Source organism: Streptomyces sp. NPDC058796, assembly GCF_042745235.1.
Lineage (GTDB): Bacteria > Actinomycetota > Actinomycetes > Streptomycetales > Streptomycetaceae > Streptomyces.
The window spans coordinates 30,202-48,839 of the sequence record NZ_JBHYOP010000017.1 but is presented as its reverse complement, the minus strand read 5'-3'; the positions used below and the strand labels follow the sequence as shown (position 1 = coordinate 48,839).

17 protein-coding genes are annotated in these 18,638 nt (G+C 71.4%); 5 read left to right on the top strand and 12 right to left on the bottom strand.

Features of this window, described 5'->3' with window-relative positions; all coding sequences use genetic code 11:
- Window positions 1-82 precede the first annotated feature (82 nt).
- The 3 genes from ACFW47_RS32315 to ACFW47_RS32305 are packed head-to-tail and all read right to left on the bottom strand — an operon-like array spanning window position 83 to window position 2,396.
- Complete coding sequence (locus tag ACFW47_RS32315; RefSeq protein WP_386307928.1) at window positions 83-718, bottom strand: MBL fold metallo-hydrolase; 636 nt, start codon at window positions 716-718, stop codon at window positions 83-85.
- A gap of 44 nt (window positions 719-762) precedes the next feature.
- On the bottom strand, window positions 763-2,118 hold the full coding sequence (pcaC, locus tag ACFW47_RS32310) for a 4-carboxymuconolactone decarboxylase (protein ID WP_386307927.1): 1,356 nt from the start codon (window positions 2,116-2,118) through the stop codon (window positions 763-765).
- 32 nt (window positions 2,119-2,150) lie between these two features.
- Entirely contained in the window at window positions 2,151-2,396 is a 246-nt protein-coding gene (locus ACFW47_RS32305; RefSeq protein ID WP_386307948.1) for a transposase, read from the bottom strand.
- 589 nt (window positions 2,397-2,985) lie between these two features.
- Between ACFW47_RS32305 and ACFW47_RS32300 the strand changes: the two genes are divergently transcribed.
- Entirely contained in the window at window positions 2,986-4,671 is a 1,686-nt protein-coding gene (locus tag ACFW47_RS32300; protein ID WP_386276246.1) for a ribonuclease J, read from the top strand.
- Between the two features lie 618 nt (window positions 4,672-5,289).
- On the opposite strand, the gene ACFW47_RS32295 is transcribed toward ACFW47_RS32300, so the two are convergent.
- Window positions 5,290-6,792 carry a SulP family inorganic anion transporter gene (locus ACFW47_RS32295; RefSeq protein WP_386307925.1) on the bottom strand — a complete coding sequence of 501 codons (1,503 nt, stop codon included), beginning with the start codon at window positions 6,790-6,792 and terminating at the stop codon, window positions 5,290-5,292.
- Window positions 6,793-7,197: 405 nt separating this feature from the next.
- Here ACFW47_RS32295 and ACFW47_RS32290 point away from each other — a divergent pair, with 405 nt between their 5' ends.
- Both ACFW47_RS32290 and ACFW47_RS32285 read left to right on the top strand, forming a co-directional pair.
- A complete protein-coding gene (locus ACFW47_RS32290) occupies window positions 7,198-7,596 on the top strand; it encodes a MerR family transcriptional regulator (RefSeq protein WP_386276248.1) in 399 nt (132 codons plus the stop codon).
- 134 nt (window positions 7,597-7,730) lie between these two features.
- Entirely contained in the window at window positions 7,731-8,471 is a 741-nt protein-coding gene (locus ACFW47_RS32285; RefSeq protein WP_386276249.1) for a spermidine synthase, read from the top strand.
- Window positions 8,472-8,519: 48 nt separating this feature from the next.
- Here ACFW47_RS32285 and ACFW47_RS32280 read toward each other — a convergent pair whose 3' ends face one another.
- On the bottom strand, window positions 8,520-8,687 hold the full coding sequence (locus tag ACFW47_RS32280; RefSeq protein WP_386276250.1) for a hypothetical protein: 168 nt from the start codon (window positions 8,685-8,687) through the stop codon (window positions 8,520-8,522).
- Between the two features lie 465 nt (window positions 8,688-9,152).
- Here ACFW47_RS32280 and ACFW47_RS32275 point away from each other — a divergent pair, with 465 nt between their 5' ends.
- Complete coding sequence (locus tag ACFW47_RS32275; RefSeq protein ID WP_386276251.1) at window positions 9,153-9,686, top strand: TerD family protein; 534 nt, start codon at window positions 9,153-9,155, stop codon at window positions 9,684-9,686.
- Between the two features lie 462 nt (window positions 9,687-10,148).
- Here ACFW47_RS32275 and ACFW47_RS32270 read toward each other — a convergent pair whose 3' ends face one another.
- The gene (locus tag ACFW47_RS32270) at window positions 10,149-10,526 is read right to left on the bottom strand and encodes an ArsR/SmtB family transcription factor (protein ID WP_386276252.1); all 378 of its coding nucleotides are present in this window, start codon (window positions 10,524-10,526) and stop codon (window positions 10,149-10,151) included.
- A gap of 112 nt (window positions 10,527-10,638) precedes the next feature.
- Here ACFW47_RS32270 and ACFW47_RS32265 point away from each other — a divergent pair, with 112 nt between their 5' ends.
- Complete coding sequence (locus ACFW47_RS32265) at window positions 10,639-11,901, top strand: MFS transporter (RefSeq protein ID WP_386307923.1); 1,263 nt, start codon at window positions 10,639-10,641, stop codon at window positions 11,899-11,901.
- Between the two features lie 266 nt (window positions 11,902-12,167).
- Here ACFW47_RS32265 and ACFW47_RS32260 read toward each other — a convergent pair whose 3' ends face one another.
- The 6 genes from ACFW47_RS32260 to ACFW47_RS32235 are packed head-to-tail and all read right to left on the bottom strand — an operon-like array spanning window position 12,168 to window position 18,545.
- Window positions 12,168-13,598, bottom strand: a complete 1,431-nt coding sequence (locus tag ACFW47_RS32260; protein WP_386276254.1) for a class II 3-deoxy-7-phosphoheptulonate synthase — start codon at window positions 13,596-13,598, stop codon at window positions 12,168-12,170.
- On the bottom strand, window positions 13,595-14,371 hold the full coding sequence (gene trpC / locus ACFW47_RS32255; protein ID WP_386276255.1) for an indole-3-glycerol phosphate synthase TrpC: 777 nt from the start codon (window positions 14,369-14,371) through the stop codon (window positions 13,595-13,597). Before trpC ends, ACFW47_RS32260 begins: the two co-directional genes overlap by 4 nt.
- Window positions 14,368-15,393, bottom strand: a complete 1,026-nt coding sequence (gene trpD / locus ACFW47_RS32250; RefSeq protein WP_386307922.1) for an anthranilate phosphoribosyltransferase — start codon at window positions 15,391-15,393, stop codon at window positions 14,368-14,370. Before trpD ends, trpC begins: the two co-directional genes overlap by 4 nt.
- Window positions 15,386-15,988 carry an anthranilate synthase component II gene (locus ACFW47_RS32245; protein ID WP_386276257.1) on the bottom strand — a complete coding sequence of 201 codons (603 nt, stop codon included), beginning with the start codon at window positions 15,986-15,988 and terminating at the stop codon, window positions 15,386-15,388. Before ACFW47_RS32245 ends, trpD begins: the two co-directional genes overlap by 8 nt.
- The gene (locus tag ACFW47_RS32240) at window positions 15,985-17,502 is read right to left on the bottom strand and encodes an anthranilate synthase component I family protein (protein ID WP_386307921.1); all 1,518 of its coding nucleotides are present in this window, start codon (window positions 17,500-17,502) and stop codon (window positions 15,985-15,987) included. The genes ACFW47_RS32245 and ACFW47_RS32240 overlap by 4 nt, the downstream gene beginning before the upstream one ends.
- Complete coding sequence (locus ACFW47_RS32235; RefSeq protein WP_386307919.1) at window positions 17,499-18,545, bottom strand: class I SAM-dependent methyltransferase; 1,047 nt, start codon at window positions 18,543-18,545, stop codon at window positions 17,499-17,501. Before ACFW47_RS32235 ends, ACFW47_RS32240 begins: the two co-directional genes overlap by 4 nt.
- Between the last annotated feature and the right edge of the window lie 93 nt (window positions 18,546-18,638).

Below are 18,638 nucleotides of genomic sequence, written 5' to 3'. Positions count from 1 at the left end.
TCCCACAACCTACCGGGCGGGACTGACAACGCGGCTCCGGTCCCGGGCCGGCCCGGGCGTCGGTGTTCTCACACCGGAGTGCTCACACCCGCGCGCTGTCCCCGGGGGCCAGCCGCAGGTGCTGCGCGCCGCCCAGCTCGCCGATCTGGCGGTCGTAAACCGGGCGGGCCAGGTCGGTGAGGAGCGCGTCGTGGATGTCGTAGGCGCGCTGCGGCTTCACCTCGCGGACGTAGTCGATGACCTCGGCGATCTTGTTCCACGGCGCCATGACGGGCAGCATCAGCGTCTCGACCGGGTGGTCGGGGACGGTGAGGGCGTCCCCGGGGTGGAAGAGCTTGCCGCCGTCGACGAGGAAGCCGATGTTGGTGACGCGCGGGATGTCCGGGTGGATCACCGCGTGCAGTTCGCCGTGCACCCGCACGTCGAAACCGGCGGCGGTGAATGCGTCGCCGTGGCCGACGGTATGCACGCGGCCGGGGAAGGCCGCGGAGATCTTCTCGGCGACCGACTTCAGCGTCCAGATCCCGGCGGCCGGATTGTTCTCCATCGCGGCGCGCAGCCGCAGCTCGTCGAAGTGGTCGGGGTGCTCGTGGGTGACGAGGATCGCGTCCGCGCCGAGGGCCGCGTCCTCCTCGCTGAATCCACCGGGGTCCAGGACGAGCGTCTGCCCGTCCTTCTCGAGGCGGACGCAGGCGTGCGACTTCTTGGTGAGTTTCATGACTCCATCCTGCCGCCGCACGCCGTTCCCCGGCCCGCCGGGACTCACTCGGGCGGCGTGGTCTCCTCCCGGATGACCTGCTGCGCCACCCGGAAGGCGCGGTTCGCGGCCGGTACACCGCAGTAGACGGCCGTCTGGAGGAGTACTTCCTTGATCTCGGCCGGGGTGAGGCCGTTGCGCAGGGCGGCCCGGATGTGGGGCGGCAGTTCTTCGAGGTGACCGCCGGCGACCAGGGCGGTGAGGGTGACACAGCTGCGGGTGCGCCGGTCCAGGCCGGGACGGTCCCAGACCTCGCCCCAGGTGTACCGGGTGAGGAACTCCTGGAAGTCCCCCGAGAACCCGTCCGCCTGCGCCAGCGCCTGGTCGACGTGCGCGTCGCCGAGCACTTCCCGGCGCACCTTGAGCCCGGCGTCGTACGGATCGGGCCGTTCCTGCGCCGGTACCGAGGGCGCCGGGGCGATCTCGGCGATGGGCGCGGTCTGCGGCGGGGGCGGCGCCATGGCCGGCTGGACGGGCGCTGCGGAGACCGCGGGGGCGGGCGGTACGGCCGCGGGGGCGGCGGGAACGGCCGGGTGGGCGGCCGGGACGGCGATCTGGCCGGTGGAGGCGTCGTGGGCGGTCTGCCAGGCCGTGGAGAAGTGCCGCACCAGCAGGTCGGTGACGGCTCCGGGCTGCTCGACCGGGACGAGGTGGGAGGCGCCCGGGACGACGGCGAGGCGGGCGTCCGGGATGCCGGCCACCAGCGTACGGGCCTCGGCGGGGCCGGTGACCTGGTCGTCGGAGCCGACGAGGACCAGGGTGGGCACCCCGACCTGCCCGAGCTCGCCACGCACGTCGAACGCGGCGAGCGCCTCGCAGGCGGCGATGTAGCAGCCGGGGTCGGTGGTCCGCACCATCTGCACGGCCCACTCGGTGATAGCGGGCTGAGCGGCGGCGAAGCCTCCGGTGAACCACCTCTCCGGCGAACTGCGGGCGATCGGGTCGAGCCCGTTCGTACGGACGATCACCCCGCGCTGGCGGAACTCGTCGGCGGTGCCGAAGCGTGGAGAGGCGGCGATCAGCGCGAGGGAGGCCAGGCGCTCGGGGTGGCGCAGGGCCAGCTCGATGCCGACGGCGCCGCCGAACGCGCAGCCCGCGTACCCGAAGCGCTGCACGCCGAGCCCGTCGAGGGTGGCCAGCAGGCGCGAGGTGAGGTCGGCGACGGAACCCGCCGGGTGGGCGGGGGCGCCGCCGTGCCCGGGCAGGTCGAAACGGAAGACCCGCCACTGCTGCGCAAGCTCGGGCACCTGCCGGTCCCACATGTGCCATGTGGTACCCAGTGAGGGACCGAGGATCAGGACCGGGGCCTCTTCTGGCCCGTCAAAGCGGTATTGCAAGGTGTTCGACGGTGTCTCACTCACGCCCCAGACCCTCTCACGTCTCACAGACGCCCCTATAACGCGGGGGTGCGGGAAACCGGTCTGACCAGGGTGAAGACCTCGCGGGCCGCGTATCGCTCGAGGCATCGGATGATCTCGCGGCGGGTCTTGCCCTCCTGGGGACGGCGTTCGTAGTACGCCCGAGTGCGCGGGTCGTGGCGTGGCCGGGTGAAGACGATGCGGTGCAGGGCGGCGTTCGCCTGGCGGTCGCCGCCCTGGTTGAGCCGGCGCGTGCGCCGCCGGCCGGAGGAGTGCTCGATGGGGCTGACTCCGCACAGGGCAGCAAAGGACGCCTCGTGTTCAGCCGCTCGGGGTTGTCTCCATGGTGATCAGGAGAGTGACGGCGCTGTCCGGGCCGATACCCACCGGTTCGAGCAGTTGTGGCGCGTGGTGTTCGACGAGCCGGGTCAGGCGTTGGGGTCTACGACGCGGAGACCAGTACGCCGATCACCACGCCCGCCGGGGACGGCGTACTCGTCTCCGCGCAGCCCGGCGAGTGGGCGAGTGGGCGACCGTGCGGGTCCCGGACGGGGCAACTGACGGACGGCAAGGCGTACAAGTCCGCACCAACGCCTACGAGTTCTCGTACTGCCGGGAGACGCTGACGGTCATGCCGGCCATCCGCTGTGGCGGGCGTGCCCCATGCATCGTCTCGCTGCGCCGGCAGACGCAGATCGGCGAGGTGGCCGAACGGACCGGCCTGCCACTGCGCACGGTCCGAGTCGTGGTCCCTGTCGCTGGGAGCGGCCGAAGTGGTACCAAGGAGCTCAACGCACCCGGTCTCGCACCGTACCGGCACGCACCGCGCAGCTGCGCATGAGGACGCACACCCTCCGGTAACGTCAAGGTATGAGTCATCCACATCCAGATCTCAAAGCTGCTCCGCCCCTGCCCGAGGGAGGGCTGAGGATCGTCGCCCTGGGCGGCCTCGGTGAGATCGGCCGCAACATGACCGTCTTCGAGCACGCGGGCAAACTGCTCGTCGTCGACTGCGGCGTGCTGTTCCCGGAGGAGACCCAGCCCGGAGTGGACGTCATCCTGCCGGACTTCACCTCCATCCGGGACCGCCTGGCCGACATCGTGGCCATCGTCCTGACCCACGGCCACGAGGACCACATCGGCGGCGTGCCCTACCTGTTGCGCGAGCGGTCGGACATCCCCGTCGTCGGGTCGAAGCTGACGCTGGCGTTCCTGGAGGCCAAGCTCAAGGAGCACGGCATCCGGCCCCGCACGGTGCGCGTGCGTGAAGGCGACCGACGGACGTTCGGTCCCTTCGACTGCGAGTTCGTCGCCGTGAACCACTCCATCCCGGACAGTCTCGCGGTCGCCGTCCGTACCGCTGCCGGCCTGGTTCTGCACACCGGCGACTTCAAGATGGACCAGTTTCCCCTGGACGGCCGCATCACCGACCTCCGTGCGTTCGCGCGCCTCGGCGAGGAGGGCGTCGACCTGTTCCTCGTCGACTCCACCAACGCCGAGGTGCCCGGTTTCACCGTCTCCGAACGCGACCTGAACCCCGCGATCGAGCAGGTCATGCGCACCGCACCGCGCCGGGTCATCGTCTCCAGTTTCGCCAGCCATGTGCACCGCATCCAGCAGGTTCTGGACGCCGCGCACGAGCACGGCCGCAAGGTCGCCTTCGTGGGCCGGTCCATGGTCCGCAACATGGGCATCGCCCGCGAACTGGGTTACCTCAAGGTCCCCTCCGGGCTGGTCGTGTCCACGAAGGAACTGGAGAAGCTGCCCGACCACCGGGTCACCCTGGTGTGCACCGGCTCGCAGGGCGAACCGATGGCCGCACTCTCGCGGATGGCCAACCGCGACCACATGATCCGCATCGGCGAGGGCGACACCGTCCTGCTCGCCAGCTCCCTCATTCCCGGCAACGAGAACGCCATCTACCGGGTCATCAACGGCCTCACCCGGTGGGGCGCCCACGTCGTCCACAAGGGCAACGCCAAGGTGCACGTCTCCGGCCACGCCAGCGCCGGCGAACTTGTCTACTGCTACAACATCATCAAGCCCCGCAACGTCATGCCCGTGCACGGCGAATGGCGCCATCTGCGGGCCAACGCGGACCTCGCCGTCCGCACCGGGGTCGATCCCGACCGGGTGGTCATCGCCGAGGACGGGGTCGTCGTCGACCTCGTCGACGGCCGCGCCGCCATCACCGGCAAGGTGCCCGCCGGCAACGTCTACGTCGACGGCATGGAAGTGGGCGGAGCGACCGAAGCGTCCCTCAAGGACCGCCTCACCCTCGCGGAAGAGGGAGTCGTGACCGTGGTGGCCATCGTCGATACCGACTCAGGAGCCCTGGCCGAGCCGCCCGACTTCCTGGTCCGCGGTTTCGTCCACGACGACACCACCTTCGAACCCGTCGTCCCCGTCATCGAGAAGACGCTCGCCAGGGCGGCGGAGGAAGGCGTCGGCGACGCACACCAACTCGAACAGCTCATCGCCCGCGCCGTGGCCAACTGGGCCTTCCGCACCCACCGGCGCAGGCCCCTCGTCATTCCCGTGATCATCGACGCCTGACCGGAGGCCGCACCGGGCCCACGCGACTGCCCACCGGACCCTGCCAGGCCGCACCCAGGGAGGGGAACGGGCGAACGCCGCTGAGGGAGCGGCGAGACGACGGATCGGCTCACTCACGCAACGGGGACCGCCGAGTCGGACGCCTTCTCCGCCTCGGGGCGGTCGACGCCGGAAGGCCTTCCGGTTTCCATGGTGCGCTCGAGGAAGCGCGACAGGGACCCGACGTGGGTCGGGTGGATTTCTGAACGGGTCACAACCTCTTGCTGCCGGGGTCCCCGTTGTGTGGAAGACCTGAATACGGCCCCGGCCCCTGACCCGGGCTACGGCAGGTGCACGTGGCCGTGCGCGGGAAAGCGAGGGTGTGCGGTTTCCGGCGCCGTCCCCGAGCAGCGGCCGGCGCAACTCCCGCCACGACCCGGGAACGGCTTTGAAAGCAGGCCGACATCGTCGACGAGCACCAATACTCTAACGAGAGGTAAGAGTTGAGGGCCGCGACAACGGTGCTGCGCAACGGTCTCGCGGTCCGCGGCCGATGGCGGCCCCGAGATGACGCACCGAAACCCCCGCCCGATCCCAGGCCGCCTGCCGCGCGGTGGTACGCAGCAGGCGGCTTCGAGGTCAGTGACCTCCGGTGAGCTGTCCGGCCAGGCGCTGGTGCATGTCGGCGCTGGGCTCGTTGAGGCCGACGATGGTGACCTTTTTGCCGCGCTGGGCGTACTTGGTCTCGATGGCGTCGAGGGCGGCGACCGAGGAGGCGTCCCAGATGTGGGTGCCGGACAGGTCGATGACGACGTCGTCGGGGTCGCCCTTGTAGTCGAACTGGTAGACGAGGTCGTTGGAGGAGGCGAAGAACAGCTCTCCCGTGACCGAGTAGACGACCTGCTTGCCGTCGGGGTCGACGACACCGGAGACGTTGGCCAGGTGGGCGACCCGCTTGGCGAAGATGATCATCGCGGCGACGGAGCCGACGACCACGCCGATGGCCAGGTTGTCGGTGGCGACCACGACGACCACCGTGGCGGCCATGACGATCGTCTCGCCCAGCGGCATGCGCTTGAGGGTCTTGGGCTGGATGGAGTGCCAGTCGAACGTGCCGACCGCCACCATGACCATCACGGCGACGAGTGCCGCCATCGGGATGTCGGAGACGACCGGACCGAAGACGATGCACAGGACCATGAGGAAGGAACCGGCCAGGAAGGTGGACAGGCGGGTGCGGGCGCCGGAGACCTTCACGTTGATCATCGTCTGGCCGATCATGGCGCAGCCGCCCATGCCGCCGAAGAAACCGGTGACGATGTTGGCGATGCCCTGCCCCATGGACTCGCGGGTCTTGTTGGAGCGGGTGTCGGTGATGTCGTCGACGAGCTTGGCGGTCATCAGGGACTCCATCAGGCCCACCAGCGCCATGGCGAGCGCGTAGGGGGCGATGGTGGTCAGGGTGTCCATGGTGAACGGCACGTCCGGCAGGCCCGGGACGGGCAGGGACGACGGCAGCTCACCCTTGTCACCCACGGCGGGAACCGCGATACCGGCGGCGATGGTGATCACGGTCAGCACGATGATGGAAACCAGCGGCGCCGGGATCACCTTCGTGACCTTCGGGAAGAAGACCATGAGGGCCAGACCACCGGCGATGAGCGGGTAGACGGCCCACGGGACGTCGTGCATCTCCGGCACCTGGGCCATGAAGATCAGGATGGCCAGGGCGTTGACGAAGCCGACCATGACCGAGCGCGGCACGAACCGCATCAGCTTGGCCACCCCGAGAGCACCCAGGATCACCTGGAAGACACCGGCCAGGATGACGGCAGCGACCAGATACCCCAGCCCGTATTCGTTGTTGAGGGGCGCGATGACCAGGGCGACGGCACCGGTGGCGGCGGAGATCATGGCCTTGCGGCCACCCACCACGGAGATGACGACGGCCATGGTGAAGGAGGCGAACAGGCCGACGCTGGGGTCGACGCCGGCGATGATCGAGAAGGAGATCGCCTCGGGGATGAGGGCGAGGGCGACGACCAGGCCGGCCAGCACCTCGGTGCGCAGGACCTTGGGAGAGGCAAGCCAGTCGGGCTTGGACATGCGGAACCTGGGAGCTGCGGACAGCGGTGAGGACATGCAACCGTTCCTGTTCAGGCGCACGCGTCCGTTGCCGCTGGACACACGCGCAGGGCGTACGTGATTCCACGAGAGACGAATCCCCCGGCAGCCCGGCCGCCTCGGCGGGGGCCTTGCCGGACAGGGCGGCAACCCTCAGGTCGCCGGTCGGGCATCATTGCCCGGAGTCTTCGGTGCCGTCACAGGCTCCATCGGGGCCCGCGCTGCGGCGCTTGCGCCCCTGCCGTGCATGGAACTGCACCATCGAGCACATCCGGAAGTCTACTCTGACGTGAGTGCAGAGTGCGAGTTGCGGCTTGTGAATCGCAGGTAAACAGCCCACGAGTTCCTGTGATCGTTCTCACGTAGACTGACGCACTTGACTGTTTCGAAATCAGGCGGACGACAGAGGGAGATGGCTGAGCGATGACGGAAGCCCGGCAGATGCAGATCGGCGAGGTAGCCGAGCGGACCGGTTTGTCGTTGCGCACCATCCGTCATTACGAAGAAGTCGGCCTGGTTATTCCCTCGGCCCGCAGCAAGGGCGGCTTCCGGCTGTACACGGCGGCCGACGTGGACCGGCTGATGGTGATCCGCCGCATGAAGCCGCTCGACTTCTCTCTGGAGGAGATGCGCGACCTGCTGGACATCACCGACCGGCTCGCCGTGTCCGACGACGCCCCCACGGGAGAGGAGCGGGAAAGGCTGCGGGAGCGCCTGGACTCCTACCGGAAGGTGGCCGACGCGCGCTGCGAGACGTTGCGCGCCCGCCTGACGATGGCCGAGGACTTCGCCGCCACGCTCCGGCAGCGGCTCGAACACTGACCCTGCGGCAGGGTATCCGGCCGGCGACCGCTCACCACGAACGTCCCGTCGCCCGACCGCCTCGGACGCCAGTCCAGCCGGTTGGCTGCGCACACCACTCACCGGCATCGAGGCGATGACCGGGAAGGGATCCCATGAGCCTGCGTTTCGAGGAGATCGACTGGCGTCCCACACGGCTGGGAGACATCAGTCTGCGGCGGCGTCGGCACCCGGCCTCGGGTGATGACGTGTACGAGGTCAAGCTCGGCGACGAGTTCTTGATGTCCAGCCTCTTCACCGAGGGCGAGATCGCTCTGGCCCGGCTGGGTCTCGCGGCGACCACCGGCGGTGACCTGGACGTCGTCGTGGGCGGACTCGGCCTCGGGTACACGGCTCGGGCCGCACTGGACGAGGCTCGCGTGCGCTCGCTGATCGTCGTTGACGCGCTGGGGGAAGTGATCGACTGGCACCGGCGCGGGCTGGTGCCGCTGGGTGACGCGCTGACGTCGGATCCTCGGTGCCGCATGGTGAACGGCGACTTCTTCGCCATGGTCGCCGATCCTCAAGGACTCGACCCGCAAGAACCCGGCCGCCGCTTTCACGCCATCCTGCTGGACATCGATCACTCACCGCGGCATGTCCTCCACCCGGGGCACGCCTCCCTCTACCGACCCGCGGGACTCCGTGCCCTCACGGACCGCCTCCATCCCGGCGGTGTCTTCGCGCTGTGGTCGAACGACCCGCCCGACCAGCAGTTCTGCTCCGTACTCGCACAGGTCTTCGCCGAGCACGAGGCGCACGTGGTGGCCTTCGACAACCCTCTGCAGGGCGGCACCGCGACCAACACGGTCTACCTCGCGAAGAAGGACCCAGCATCCCCTCCCGGTCAGGAGTGACCGCGAAAGGTGGGGCGCGCCCGTCCTGGGAGGGCGGGCCGCGCACCGTCAGCGACGGGGCGACCGTGCTCCCGCTCCGACAGTGTGCCCGTCGCCCCAGTCGGCCGGTTCCCGGGCGGCGCCGTCCGTCTCCAGCACACTCAGCCGGTTGTGGGAACTCAGGTGGGTGCGGAGCAGCATCGCGGTCACGTCGGCCTGCTCCGACGCCTCGGTCATGCCCGGCACCTCAGACAGGTGGCCCCGATGCCGTCCGACGCGATCAGCCTGACCTCCGACTGACGGAGCGCCGGCGAGCCGGTCTGATCGCCTGCCCACCCGGTCCCCCGCGGCAGGGCCTGGAGCGGCACTCACGTCTCGGGGACGCTGCCCTGGTCACCACCACGGCAGACGGTGGGCGTTCGGGGGGCAGGGCTTCGGCCGTTACGGGCTGGTCCGTTGCGGATGAGGCAAGGCGAGCCCGCACACCGATGGCGCGTCCTTGACCCCACGGGACGTCGCCCCTCCCCTACGGGCTCCGCATGGCTCGCGACCCGACGGCTCTCCGGACACCGCTCCGGGGAAGCGCCGCGCCGCGGCTCTGTGCAAGCGCACCGCTACCAGCGGTCCAGCCAGGGTTCGGCGGACCATACTTGGCTGTGGGGGAGTCCCCGCAGTGGCCTGGAACGAGAGGGTGGAAAGCCGGTGAGCAGCGACACCGAGGGGCTGAGGAAGGTCGACGTACGGCTCAAGTGGGATCCGAGCACCTGGGACCGGCCGCCTCACCACCTCGACATCATCGCCACGACCTACGCCGCGGACGCACCGCACGGGCGGCCGGTCTACGTCGTCCAGTTCGACAAGCGATCGCCGGACGGGACCATCAACATGAGCCGGCACAGCCGGACCGGTCAGGGCTTCGGCTTCGTCGAGGAGATGACGTTCGAACTCGACCGCCTGTCGCCCTCCTTCGCACGCGTGGTCGTGGGAGTGGCGATCCATCAGGACGACGGCCGCAAGACCTTCGGCGACGTGTCGAACACCGAAGTCGTCGTCACCGAGGGATACAGGAAACTCCTGACGGACGGCTTCGAGCGGGTCGCCTGGGCCACTGCCGCCACGGTGGCGGAGTTCACCCGGAACACCTCCGGGGTTTGGGAGTTCCAGGAAGCGGTCCGAGGCTTCGACAGCGACCCCGTCCTCTTCACCACGGAGATGGGCAGCGCACCACGGCGCTGACCGCGCCACGACGCGCGCTCGTGCACCGCCGAGAGCTTTGGCGCCGCCGAAGAGACCGAGGCGCCGGTCACCAGTGCAGTTCCCCAGCGAAGCCCGTACGGGAGGCACTTGGCGCCGTTCGACCGTCGTCCTGGGCGGCGACCCACTCGGTGGCGCCGGGGTGCGTGCCCTCTCCGGCGACGAGTGAGAGCACCACGACGTCGTGTTCACCGCCTTGGAAGGTGCGGACTGTACCGACGCGCAGTCGCTGGACGGCTCGTACGGGCAGGTCGGTCCAGTAGAAGAATCGTTCGAGACCCTGCGATGCGCGGGTGGCGGCGGAAGTGTTCGTCGAGCAGCAGGGTGTCACCGGCGGATGGCGTAGAGAACGAGCCCCAGTCCGCATGCACGACGGCGGGAATGCTGTCTGCCGATCCTCCCAAGCCACTCGAGCGACTGGGCGCGATCGGCACTTGACGCGCCTCAGTCCTCCGGCGTCCAAGCCGCCACCAGTTCCAGCAGCCCCGGGAACCGGGCGTTCAGATCGTCGACGCGCACGTGGCTGCGGCGCTCGAGCCCGTACTGGCGCTGGCGCGTGACGCCCGCCTCGCGCAGCGCCTTGAAGTGATGGGTCAGTGAGGACTTGGGGCGGTCGAAGCCGAACCAGCCGCAGGTGTGGTCGAAGCTCTCCGACTCCAGGAGCAGCTTCCGGACGATCGTCAGGCGCAGCGGGTCGCTGAGCGCACCGAGCACCGTCTCCAGGCGCAGTTGGCCGACGGCCGGTTCCGGCAGAGGCTCGGGCAGGTCAGACGGCTCGGGGAGCACCTTGAAGGCGGGCGCGGCGGCCGGGCTCGCGGGCATCGGCAACTCCTCATCACGCGATTCCTATGTACGACTCCAATCGTACTGCATGCTAAGTTCGACTCAACTCGTACTGCTCAAGTGGTGGCAGGCCAGATCGGGAGGAACCGTCATGCCCGAAACCCGGAGCGCATCCGCAACCGCCGCGGAAGGGCGGCGCCGAGAAGACGCGGCGCAGGCCGTGGCGCGGCCCTCAGCTCCGCTGTGGTGGGTGTGGCTCGCCGCATGGCCGGTCACGGCGGTGTTCGTGCTGTCGAACGCGGCGACCCCGCTGTACGTGCTGTGGCAGCGCGACATCGGGTTCTCCAAGGGCACGCTCACCGTGGTGTTCGCCTGCTACATCGTCGGCCTCATCGGGTCGCTTCTCATCTCCGGCGTGGTCTCCGACCGGCTCGGGCGCAAGCCCGTCCTGCTGCCCGCCCTCGGCCTCGCGCTCGCGGCATGTCTGATCTTCTCGACCGCCACCAGCGTGACCGCGCTCATCGTGGCCCGGCTGTTCACCGGCATCGCGGTCGGCGCCGTCGTCTCGGCCGGGATGGCGGCGGTGACCGACGTCGCCGGACCCGAGCGCAAGCGGATCGCCGCACTGCTCGCCTCCTGCGCGATGGTGTTCGGCGCCGGGCTCGGCCCGCTGCTCGCCGGGGTGCTCTCCGAGGCGGCGCCCGAGCCGACCGTCACCGTCTTCGTCGTCGAGGGGGTGCTCCTGGCCACCGCGGTGGCAGCCGTGCTGCGCATGCCCCTGCGGCGTCCCGAGGTGCGCGCCAAGGGCGCCTGGATCCGAGTGCCCGGCGTCCCGAACGGCAACGGCGGCCGGCTCACCCTGGGAATCGCGGTCTTCGCGCCCGGCATCACCGCCACATCCTTCGTGCTCTCGCTCGGCCCCTCGCTCCTGTCCGGGCTGCTGGGCACCACCAGCCGGATCGTCGCCGGAGCCATGGCGTTCGTGATGTTTCTCGCCGCGGCCGGTGTGCAGTTCGCCGCGCGGCGACTGAAGCGGCGCACCATCCTCACCGCCGGCGCGTCCTGCACCGCGCTGAGCGTGATCACGCTGACCGTCGCCGTGCACACCTCCTCGGTGCCGGCCCTGGTCGCCTCCGCGCTGCTGGCCGGCGCGGGCCAGGGCATGGGCCAGCTCGGTGGTCTGTCACTGCTCAACTCGAGTGTCCCGCCGCGGCGCCTCGCCGAGGCCAACGCCGCGCTCAACGTCGGCGGATACATCCCGGCGGGCGTTCTGCCCGTCTCTGCCGGCTACCTCAGCGACGCGGTCGGCCTGGCCGACGGCACCACCGTCTTCGGCGTCGCCCTGCTGGGTCTCGCGGTCGCCGGCGGCCTGGTCGTGCGGGTCACCCGGCGCCAAGTGACGGACCCCGCCTGAGGATTCGCGAGCCCGTGCCTCGGCGGCCTCGTCGGCGGTCTCAGCGCGGCGCCAGCCGCCGTCGCCCGGCGCAACCCGGAGGGCCCTTGACGTGCGACGGCCGACGGCCCGGGGGTGGCGGTCCGCAGAGGTAGGACTGCCGCCCCCGGGCCGGTTCGGCCGGGGCCTGCGGGGGATTCAGGCCCCTGCGTTCCGAGGTTACGCAGACGGCTCCCGCGCCACACCTGGCGTTCGTCAGGCGCGGAACTTACCTTCGACAGTGCGGCTCACACCCCGCTGCGCAGTTCGCGCAGGAACTCCGCCACCCGGAAGGCGAGTTCGATGGACTGGGCGGCGTTCAGCCGCGGGTCGCAGGCGGTCTCGTAGCGGCTGGCCAGGTGGGTGTCCAGCACCTCGTCGAGGTCGCCGCCGAGGCATTCGGTGACGTCGTCGCCGGTGAGTTCGAGGTGGATGCCGCCCGGGTGCAGGCCTTCCTCGCGGTGTACGGCGAAGAACTCGGCCACCTCGGTGGTGATGTCGGACAGCCGGCGGGTCTTGTAGCCGCTCTCCGAGACGAAGGTGTTGCCGTGCATGGGGTCGCAGGCCCACACCGGGGTGTGCCCGGCGTCCCGCACCGCCCGGAGCAGCGGCGGCAGCAGTTCCGCGCCGCGTCCCGCGCCGAGCCGGCTGATCAGGACGAGGCGGCCCGGGGCGCGGTCCGGGTCGAGCCGCTCGCACAGCTCGCGCAGGTCGGCGGCGCCGGTGGACGGCCCCACCTTGACGCCGACCGGGTTGTCCACCCCGGCCAGCAGCTCCACGTGCGCCCCGTCGAGCCGGCGGGTGCGGTCGCCGATCCACAACATGTGCGCACTGGTGTCGAACCAGCCGCGCCGCTTCTCGTCGTACCGGATGAGTGCCTGTTCGTACTGCGGCAGCAGTGCCTCGTGCGAGGTGTAGAGCTGCACCTGGTGCAGGGCCGCCTGGGACCGGGTGTCCACGCCGCACGCGGCCATGAACCTGAGGGCCCGGGTGATGTCGTCGGCGGCCTTCTCGTACCGCTGTCCGGCGGCGCTGCGCCGGACGAACTCCTGGTTCCAGTCGTGGACCTGGCCCAGATCGGCGTAGCCGCCCAGGGTCAGCGCGCGCAGCACGTTCAGGGCCGCCGACGCGTGGTGGTAGGCGCTCAGCAGCCGGCCGGCGTCCGGGCGGCGGGCCTCGGCGGTGAACTCGGGCCGGTTGACGATGTCGCCGCGGAAGGCGGGCAGTTCGACGCCGTCGACGGTCTCCGTGGGCCGGCTGCGGGGCTTGCCGAACTGGCCGGCGATGCGGCCCACCTTCACCACCGGCAGTCCGGATCCGTAGGTGAGCAGGATGGCCACCTGGAGGATCACCCGCAGCTTGCCGCGCACCCCGGCCTCGGTGCAGGAGCCGAAACGTTCCGCGCAGTCGCCCGCCTGGAGCAGGAAGCCCTCCCCCGCCGCGACCTGGGCCAGGGAGCGGCGCAGGTCGAGGATCTCCTCGGGAAGCACCAGAGGCGGGCGCAGCGCGAGGGTGTTCTCCACCCCGCGCAGTTCCTCGGGATCGGGCCAGTCCGGTTGCTGGGCGGCCGGGCGGCCGCGCCACGAGTCCGGGCTCCACACGGTCGGTCCACCGCCGCCCGCCGTCCGGGTCCCGTCCGGGACCGCCCGTTGAGTCGTGTGGGTGTCGCTCGCCGTCATCCGACCAGTTCCTTGATCGTGGCACCGGGATCCCCGGCCCGCATGAGCAGTTCTCCGACCAGGACCGCGTCCACTCCGGCCCCTTCCAGTGCGCGGGCGTCCGCCGCGCCGCGGACTCCGCTCTCCCCGACCATGACGCGTCCGGTGCCCACCCGCCCGCGCAGCCGGGCCGACAGTGTCCGGTCGATCGAGAAGTCCCGCAGGTCGCGGTGGTTGACGCCGATGATGTCGGCGCCCGCCGCGAGGGCCACGTCCACCTCGCGCTCGTCGTGCACCTCGACCAGTGCCGTCATGCCCCGGGCCCGGGTGTGGGCGAGGAGTTCGGCGAGCCGTTCGGGACTGAGTGCGGCGACGATCAGCAGCAGGGCGTCGGCGCCGAGTGCGCGGGCCTCCAGGATCTGGTACTCGTCGGTGATGAAGTCCTTGCGCAGCACGGGCAGGTCGCAGGCGGCGCGGGCGACGGCCAGGTGCTCGGGGCTGCCGCCGAAGCCGGCCTCGTGGGTGAGCACCGACAGGGCGTGGGCGCCGCCTTCCTGGTAGGCGCGGGCCAGTTCGGCGGGCCGGTAGTCGTCGGTGAGCGGCCCCTTGGAGGGGCTGCGCGGCTTCATCTCCGCTATGACCCCGAGGCCCGGTCCGCGCAGGGCGGCGGCGAAGTCCCGGGCCGGGGGTGCGGCGGCGGCCAGGTCGGCCAGCTCCGCCTCGGGACGTGCCGCGCGCCGGCGTCGCGTCTGGAGTTCCGCGTCGGCGACGAGGGTGTCGAGGATGCCGCTCATGCCGGCACCTCCACGTCCGCGCGCTGCCAGGAGGCGCGGGTCCAGCGGTCGAGCAGGCCGGCGGCGGCACCGCCGTCCACGGCGGACCCGGCCAGCCGCAGCGCGTCGGGCCAGGTGCCGGCCAGGTCGGCGACGCGCAGGGCCGCCGCGGCGTTGAGCAGCACGACGTCCCGCGCGGGCCCGCGTTCGCCGGCCAGGACACGGCGGACGACGGCCGCGTTGACGGCGCGGTCGCCGCCGGCCAGGTCGCCGGGACGGGACCTGGCCAGCCCGTACTCGGCGGGGTCGAAGCGGTGGGTGGTGCGGCGGCCGTCGCGCAGCTCGACCATGTGGGCCGGCGCGCCGGTGCTCAGTTCGTCCATGCCGTCCTCGCTGTGGAAGACCAGGGCGCTCCTGACGCCGAGCCGGTCGAGGACCTCGGTCATCGGTTCCACCAGGTCCCGGCTCGGCACGCCCAGCGTGCGCAGCCGGGCACCCGACGGGTTGCACAGCGGCCCGAGCAGGTTGAACACGGTGCGCGCGCCCAGTTCCCGGCGCGGGCCCGCCGTGTGCCGGAAGGCCGGGTGGAAGACGGGGGCGAACAGGAAGGTGATTCCGGCGCGGTCCAGGCAGGCCGCGGCCTCCTCCGCGCCGAGGTCGATGCGGATGCCCAGTTCCTCCAGCACGTCGGCGCTGCCGCAGGCGGAGGAGGCGCTGCGGTTGCCGTGCTTGGCGATCCGCACCCCGCAGGCGGCGGCGACGATCGCGGACGTGGTGGAGATGTTGAAGGTGTTCAGACCGTCGCCACCGGTTCCGCAGGTGTCGAGCAGGTCACCCGCGCACGGTACGGGCGTGGCGAACTCCTGGGCGGCACGGGCCATGCCCACCAGGTCGTCCACGGACGCGCCGCGCACCGTCACGGCCAGCGCGAACCCGGCGATCTGGGCCGCCGTCGCCTCGCCGCGCATGATCACGCGCATCGCCTCGGCGGCCTCGCTCTCGGTGAGGGGCCGCCGTACGAGCGTTCTCAGTGCCTCAATCATCAGCGCACTCCAGGAAGTTCGCGATCAGCTGCTTGCCCTCGGGGCTGAGCACCGACTCCGGGTGGAACTGCACCCCGTGGACGGGGTGCTCGCGGTGGCGCAGGCCCATGATCGTGCCGTCCGCCGTGCGGGCCGTGACGACCAGTTCGTCCGGCAGACCGGTGGGTGCGACCACGAGCGAGTGGTACCGGGTGGCGGCGAACGGGTCGGGCAGGCCGGCGAGGACACCGCTGCCGTCGTGGTGCACCGCCGAGGCCTTGCCGTGCACCTGCTCGCCGCGCACCACCGAGCCGCCGAAGGCGGTGGCGATGCTCTGGTGCCCCAGGCACACGCCGAGGATCGGCAGCCGTGCGCCCAGCTCGCGGACGGCCTCGACGCAGATCCCCGCCTCGGCGGGCGTGCCGGGGCCCGGTGAGAGCAGCAGCAGGTCGAACGCCGCGAGCTCGGTGAGGCCGACGGCGTCGTTGCGGAAGACGGTGGGTCTGCCGCCCTGTTCGGCGACGTAGTGGACGAGGTTGTAGGTGAACGAGTCGTAGTTGTCCACGACCGCGACCCGTGGCCCGGCACCCGGTCGGGTTTCCCGCGGCGCGCTCACGTCCCGGCCTCCGCCCGCCGTACGGCCGTGAGCATGGCCCGCGACTTGTGCAGTGTCTCGCGGAACTCGGCGGCGGGGTCGGAGTCGGCGACGATCCCGGCGCCCGCCTGTACGTGCACCTGCCCGTCGGCGACGACCATGGTGCGCAGCGCGATGGCGAAGTCGGTCAGCCCGTCCGTGCCGACGAACCCGAGGGCGCCGCCGTACACGCCGCGCCGCTCGGGCTCCAGCTCGGCGATGATCTCCATCGCCCGGATCTTGGGTGCCCCGGAGAGCGTGCCGGCGGGAAAGGCGGAACGCAGGGCGTCCAGCGCGTCCCGGCCCGGTGCGAGCCGGCCGGCGACGGTGGACGACAGGTGCATCACGTGGGAGAAGCGCTCGACCCGCATCAGCCGCTCCACCCGGACGGTGCCCGGTTCGGTGACCCGGCCGAGGTCGTTGCGTCCGAGGTCCACCAGCATCACGTGCTCGGCGCGTTCCTTCTCGTCGGCGAGCAGTTCCCGCTCCAGCCGCAGGTCCTCCTCCGGGTCGGGATGCCGGGGCCGGGTGCCGGCCAGGGGGCGGGTGCGTACCGTGCGGCCGGTCGCCTTGACGAGGAGTTCGGGCGAGGCGCCGATGATGTGCCGGCCGCCGCCGAGGCTCAGGTGGTACATGTACGGCGAGGGGTTGGTCGACCGCAGGTGCCGGTACAGGTCGAGCGGTGCGGCGCGCAGGGGTCTGCTGAGCCGCCGGGAGAGCACGATCTGGAAGGCGTCGCCGGCGGCGATGTGCTCACGGGCGCGGGCGACGCGGTCCGTGAACTCCGCCTCGGTGAGGTTGGCGGTCCAGCCGTCCGTGTCGGTGCCCGCCGGAGCGGTGTCGGCGAGCGGGCGGCCGGCGAACCCGGCGGGCCGGTCCGCGTCGCGGAGCCTGCGGTTGAGGTGCGTGATCCGGGCGACGGCGTCGTCGTAGGACTCCAGGGCCGGGCGGTACAGGGTCATCAGCAGGACCCGCCGGGTGGCGTGGTCGAAGACGACGAGGTCGTCGGCGGCCAGGAAGGCGGACTCGGGCAGTCCGGGCGGCTCTCCCGCGGCGAGGGGCAGGTCCTCGAAGTGGCGGGCCGCCTCGTAGCCGAGGTAGCCGACGATCCCGCCGTGGAATGGCGGCAGTCCGTGCACCGGGGCCGCGGAGCGGGCCAGGAAGGCGCGCAGCGCGGTCAGCGGGTCGCCGCCGGGCAGGTCCAGCGGTACCGGGCGGTGGCCGACGTACGAGTAGCGTGCCACCCCGCCGGAGACCGGCACGCTCTCCAGCAGGAAGCCCGCCTCGTCCGGTCCGCACAACTGGGAGAAGGCGGTGACGGGGCTGACGGCGTCGTCCAGGAACTCCTGGTGCAGCGGGATGACGTCGTGCTCCCGGGCCAGTGCCGCGGCGGCGGAGCGGTCCGGGACGGTGACGCGGGCCGCCTCGGCCGCCTCCCGTGCCTCCTGTGCGTCCCGTGTGTCCGCGGTGCGCGGCTCGGCGGCCTGGGTGGTCATGCCGTCTTCCCGGCGACGGAGGAGACCCGGCCCACCCCGGCGACGGCGCGCCGGGGGATGGTGACGCGCCACCCGCCGGTGGCCTCCTCCCGGCGCAGTTCGCAGGAGGTGAGGCTCCCCGGGGTGTCCGGGTAGCGGAAGACGGCCTTCGCGGTCTCGGCGACCCAGCGGTACGCCTCGGTCTCGGTGCGGCCCTCGAAGACCTTGACCAGGCCGTACATGTTGAGCAGGTATCGGCCGATCTCCAGGTCGGCCTCCTCGGGGGTGGCGCCGACGGCGGTGTACGGGTCGTCGATCTCCACCACCTCGCGGTGGTCGTATCCGGCCTTCTCCAGGTATCCGTCGATCTCGTCCCGGGTGAAGTGCAGGAACTTGTGGCCGGTCGCCGAGTACACGTCGGTGACCTCCTCGAACCACACGTCCACGGGCGAGCCGACGAGGAAGTCGTGCAGGACGAACGCCCCGCCGGGGCGGAGCATCCGGTGTGCCTCGGTGGCCACCGTCTGGCGGTCCGAGGGCGGCACGTGGTGCGAGCCGTAGGCCAGGAGTACGGCGTCCACGCTGCGGTCGCGCAGCAACGGCTGCTCGGCCCGCTGGAGGAGGGCGGGTACGCCCGCCGCCCACGCCGTCGTCACCATGTGGGGGGACGCGTCGCAGGTGAGGATGTTGAAGTCGCCGATGCCCAGGTCGTCGCAGACCTTGCGGACCAGCCCGTCCCCGCCCAGCAGCTCGGCCAGGACCGGCCGCTCGCCGTCCGGCGTGCGGCGGGCGGTGCCGGCGAAGCCCGGGAGCTTCCTGATACCGGTCTCACGGGCCCGCCGGTTGAGGGTCTGTGCCTGCACGTACTCCACGCCCCGGCTGCCCTCGCCGTCGGCACCGAAGTCGTCGTGCCGCGGTGGGGCGCTGTCCCAGGCCGCCTCCCAGGCGGCGACCCTGCCCGGGTCGGCGAGGGCGTGCAACTCGGGGTGGTGCCGCCGCAGTTCCGCCAGCTGTCCCCGCACGTCGTCCCCGGCCACGGGGCGTCCGCTCGTCTGTGCGCGCATGCGTCGGGATCTCCTCGGGTGGGGGTGAACGCGGGCCAACGCGATGCCCGCCGAACGTGCGGCCACGACCTTAGGAGCGTCGACTTTCTCCTC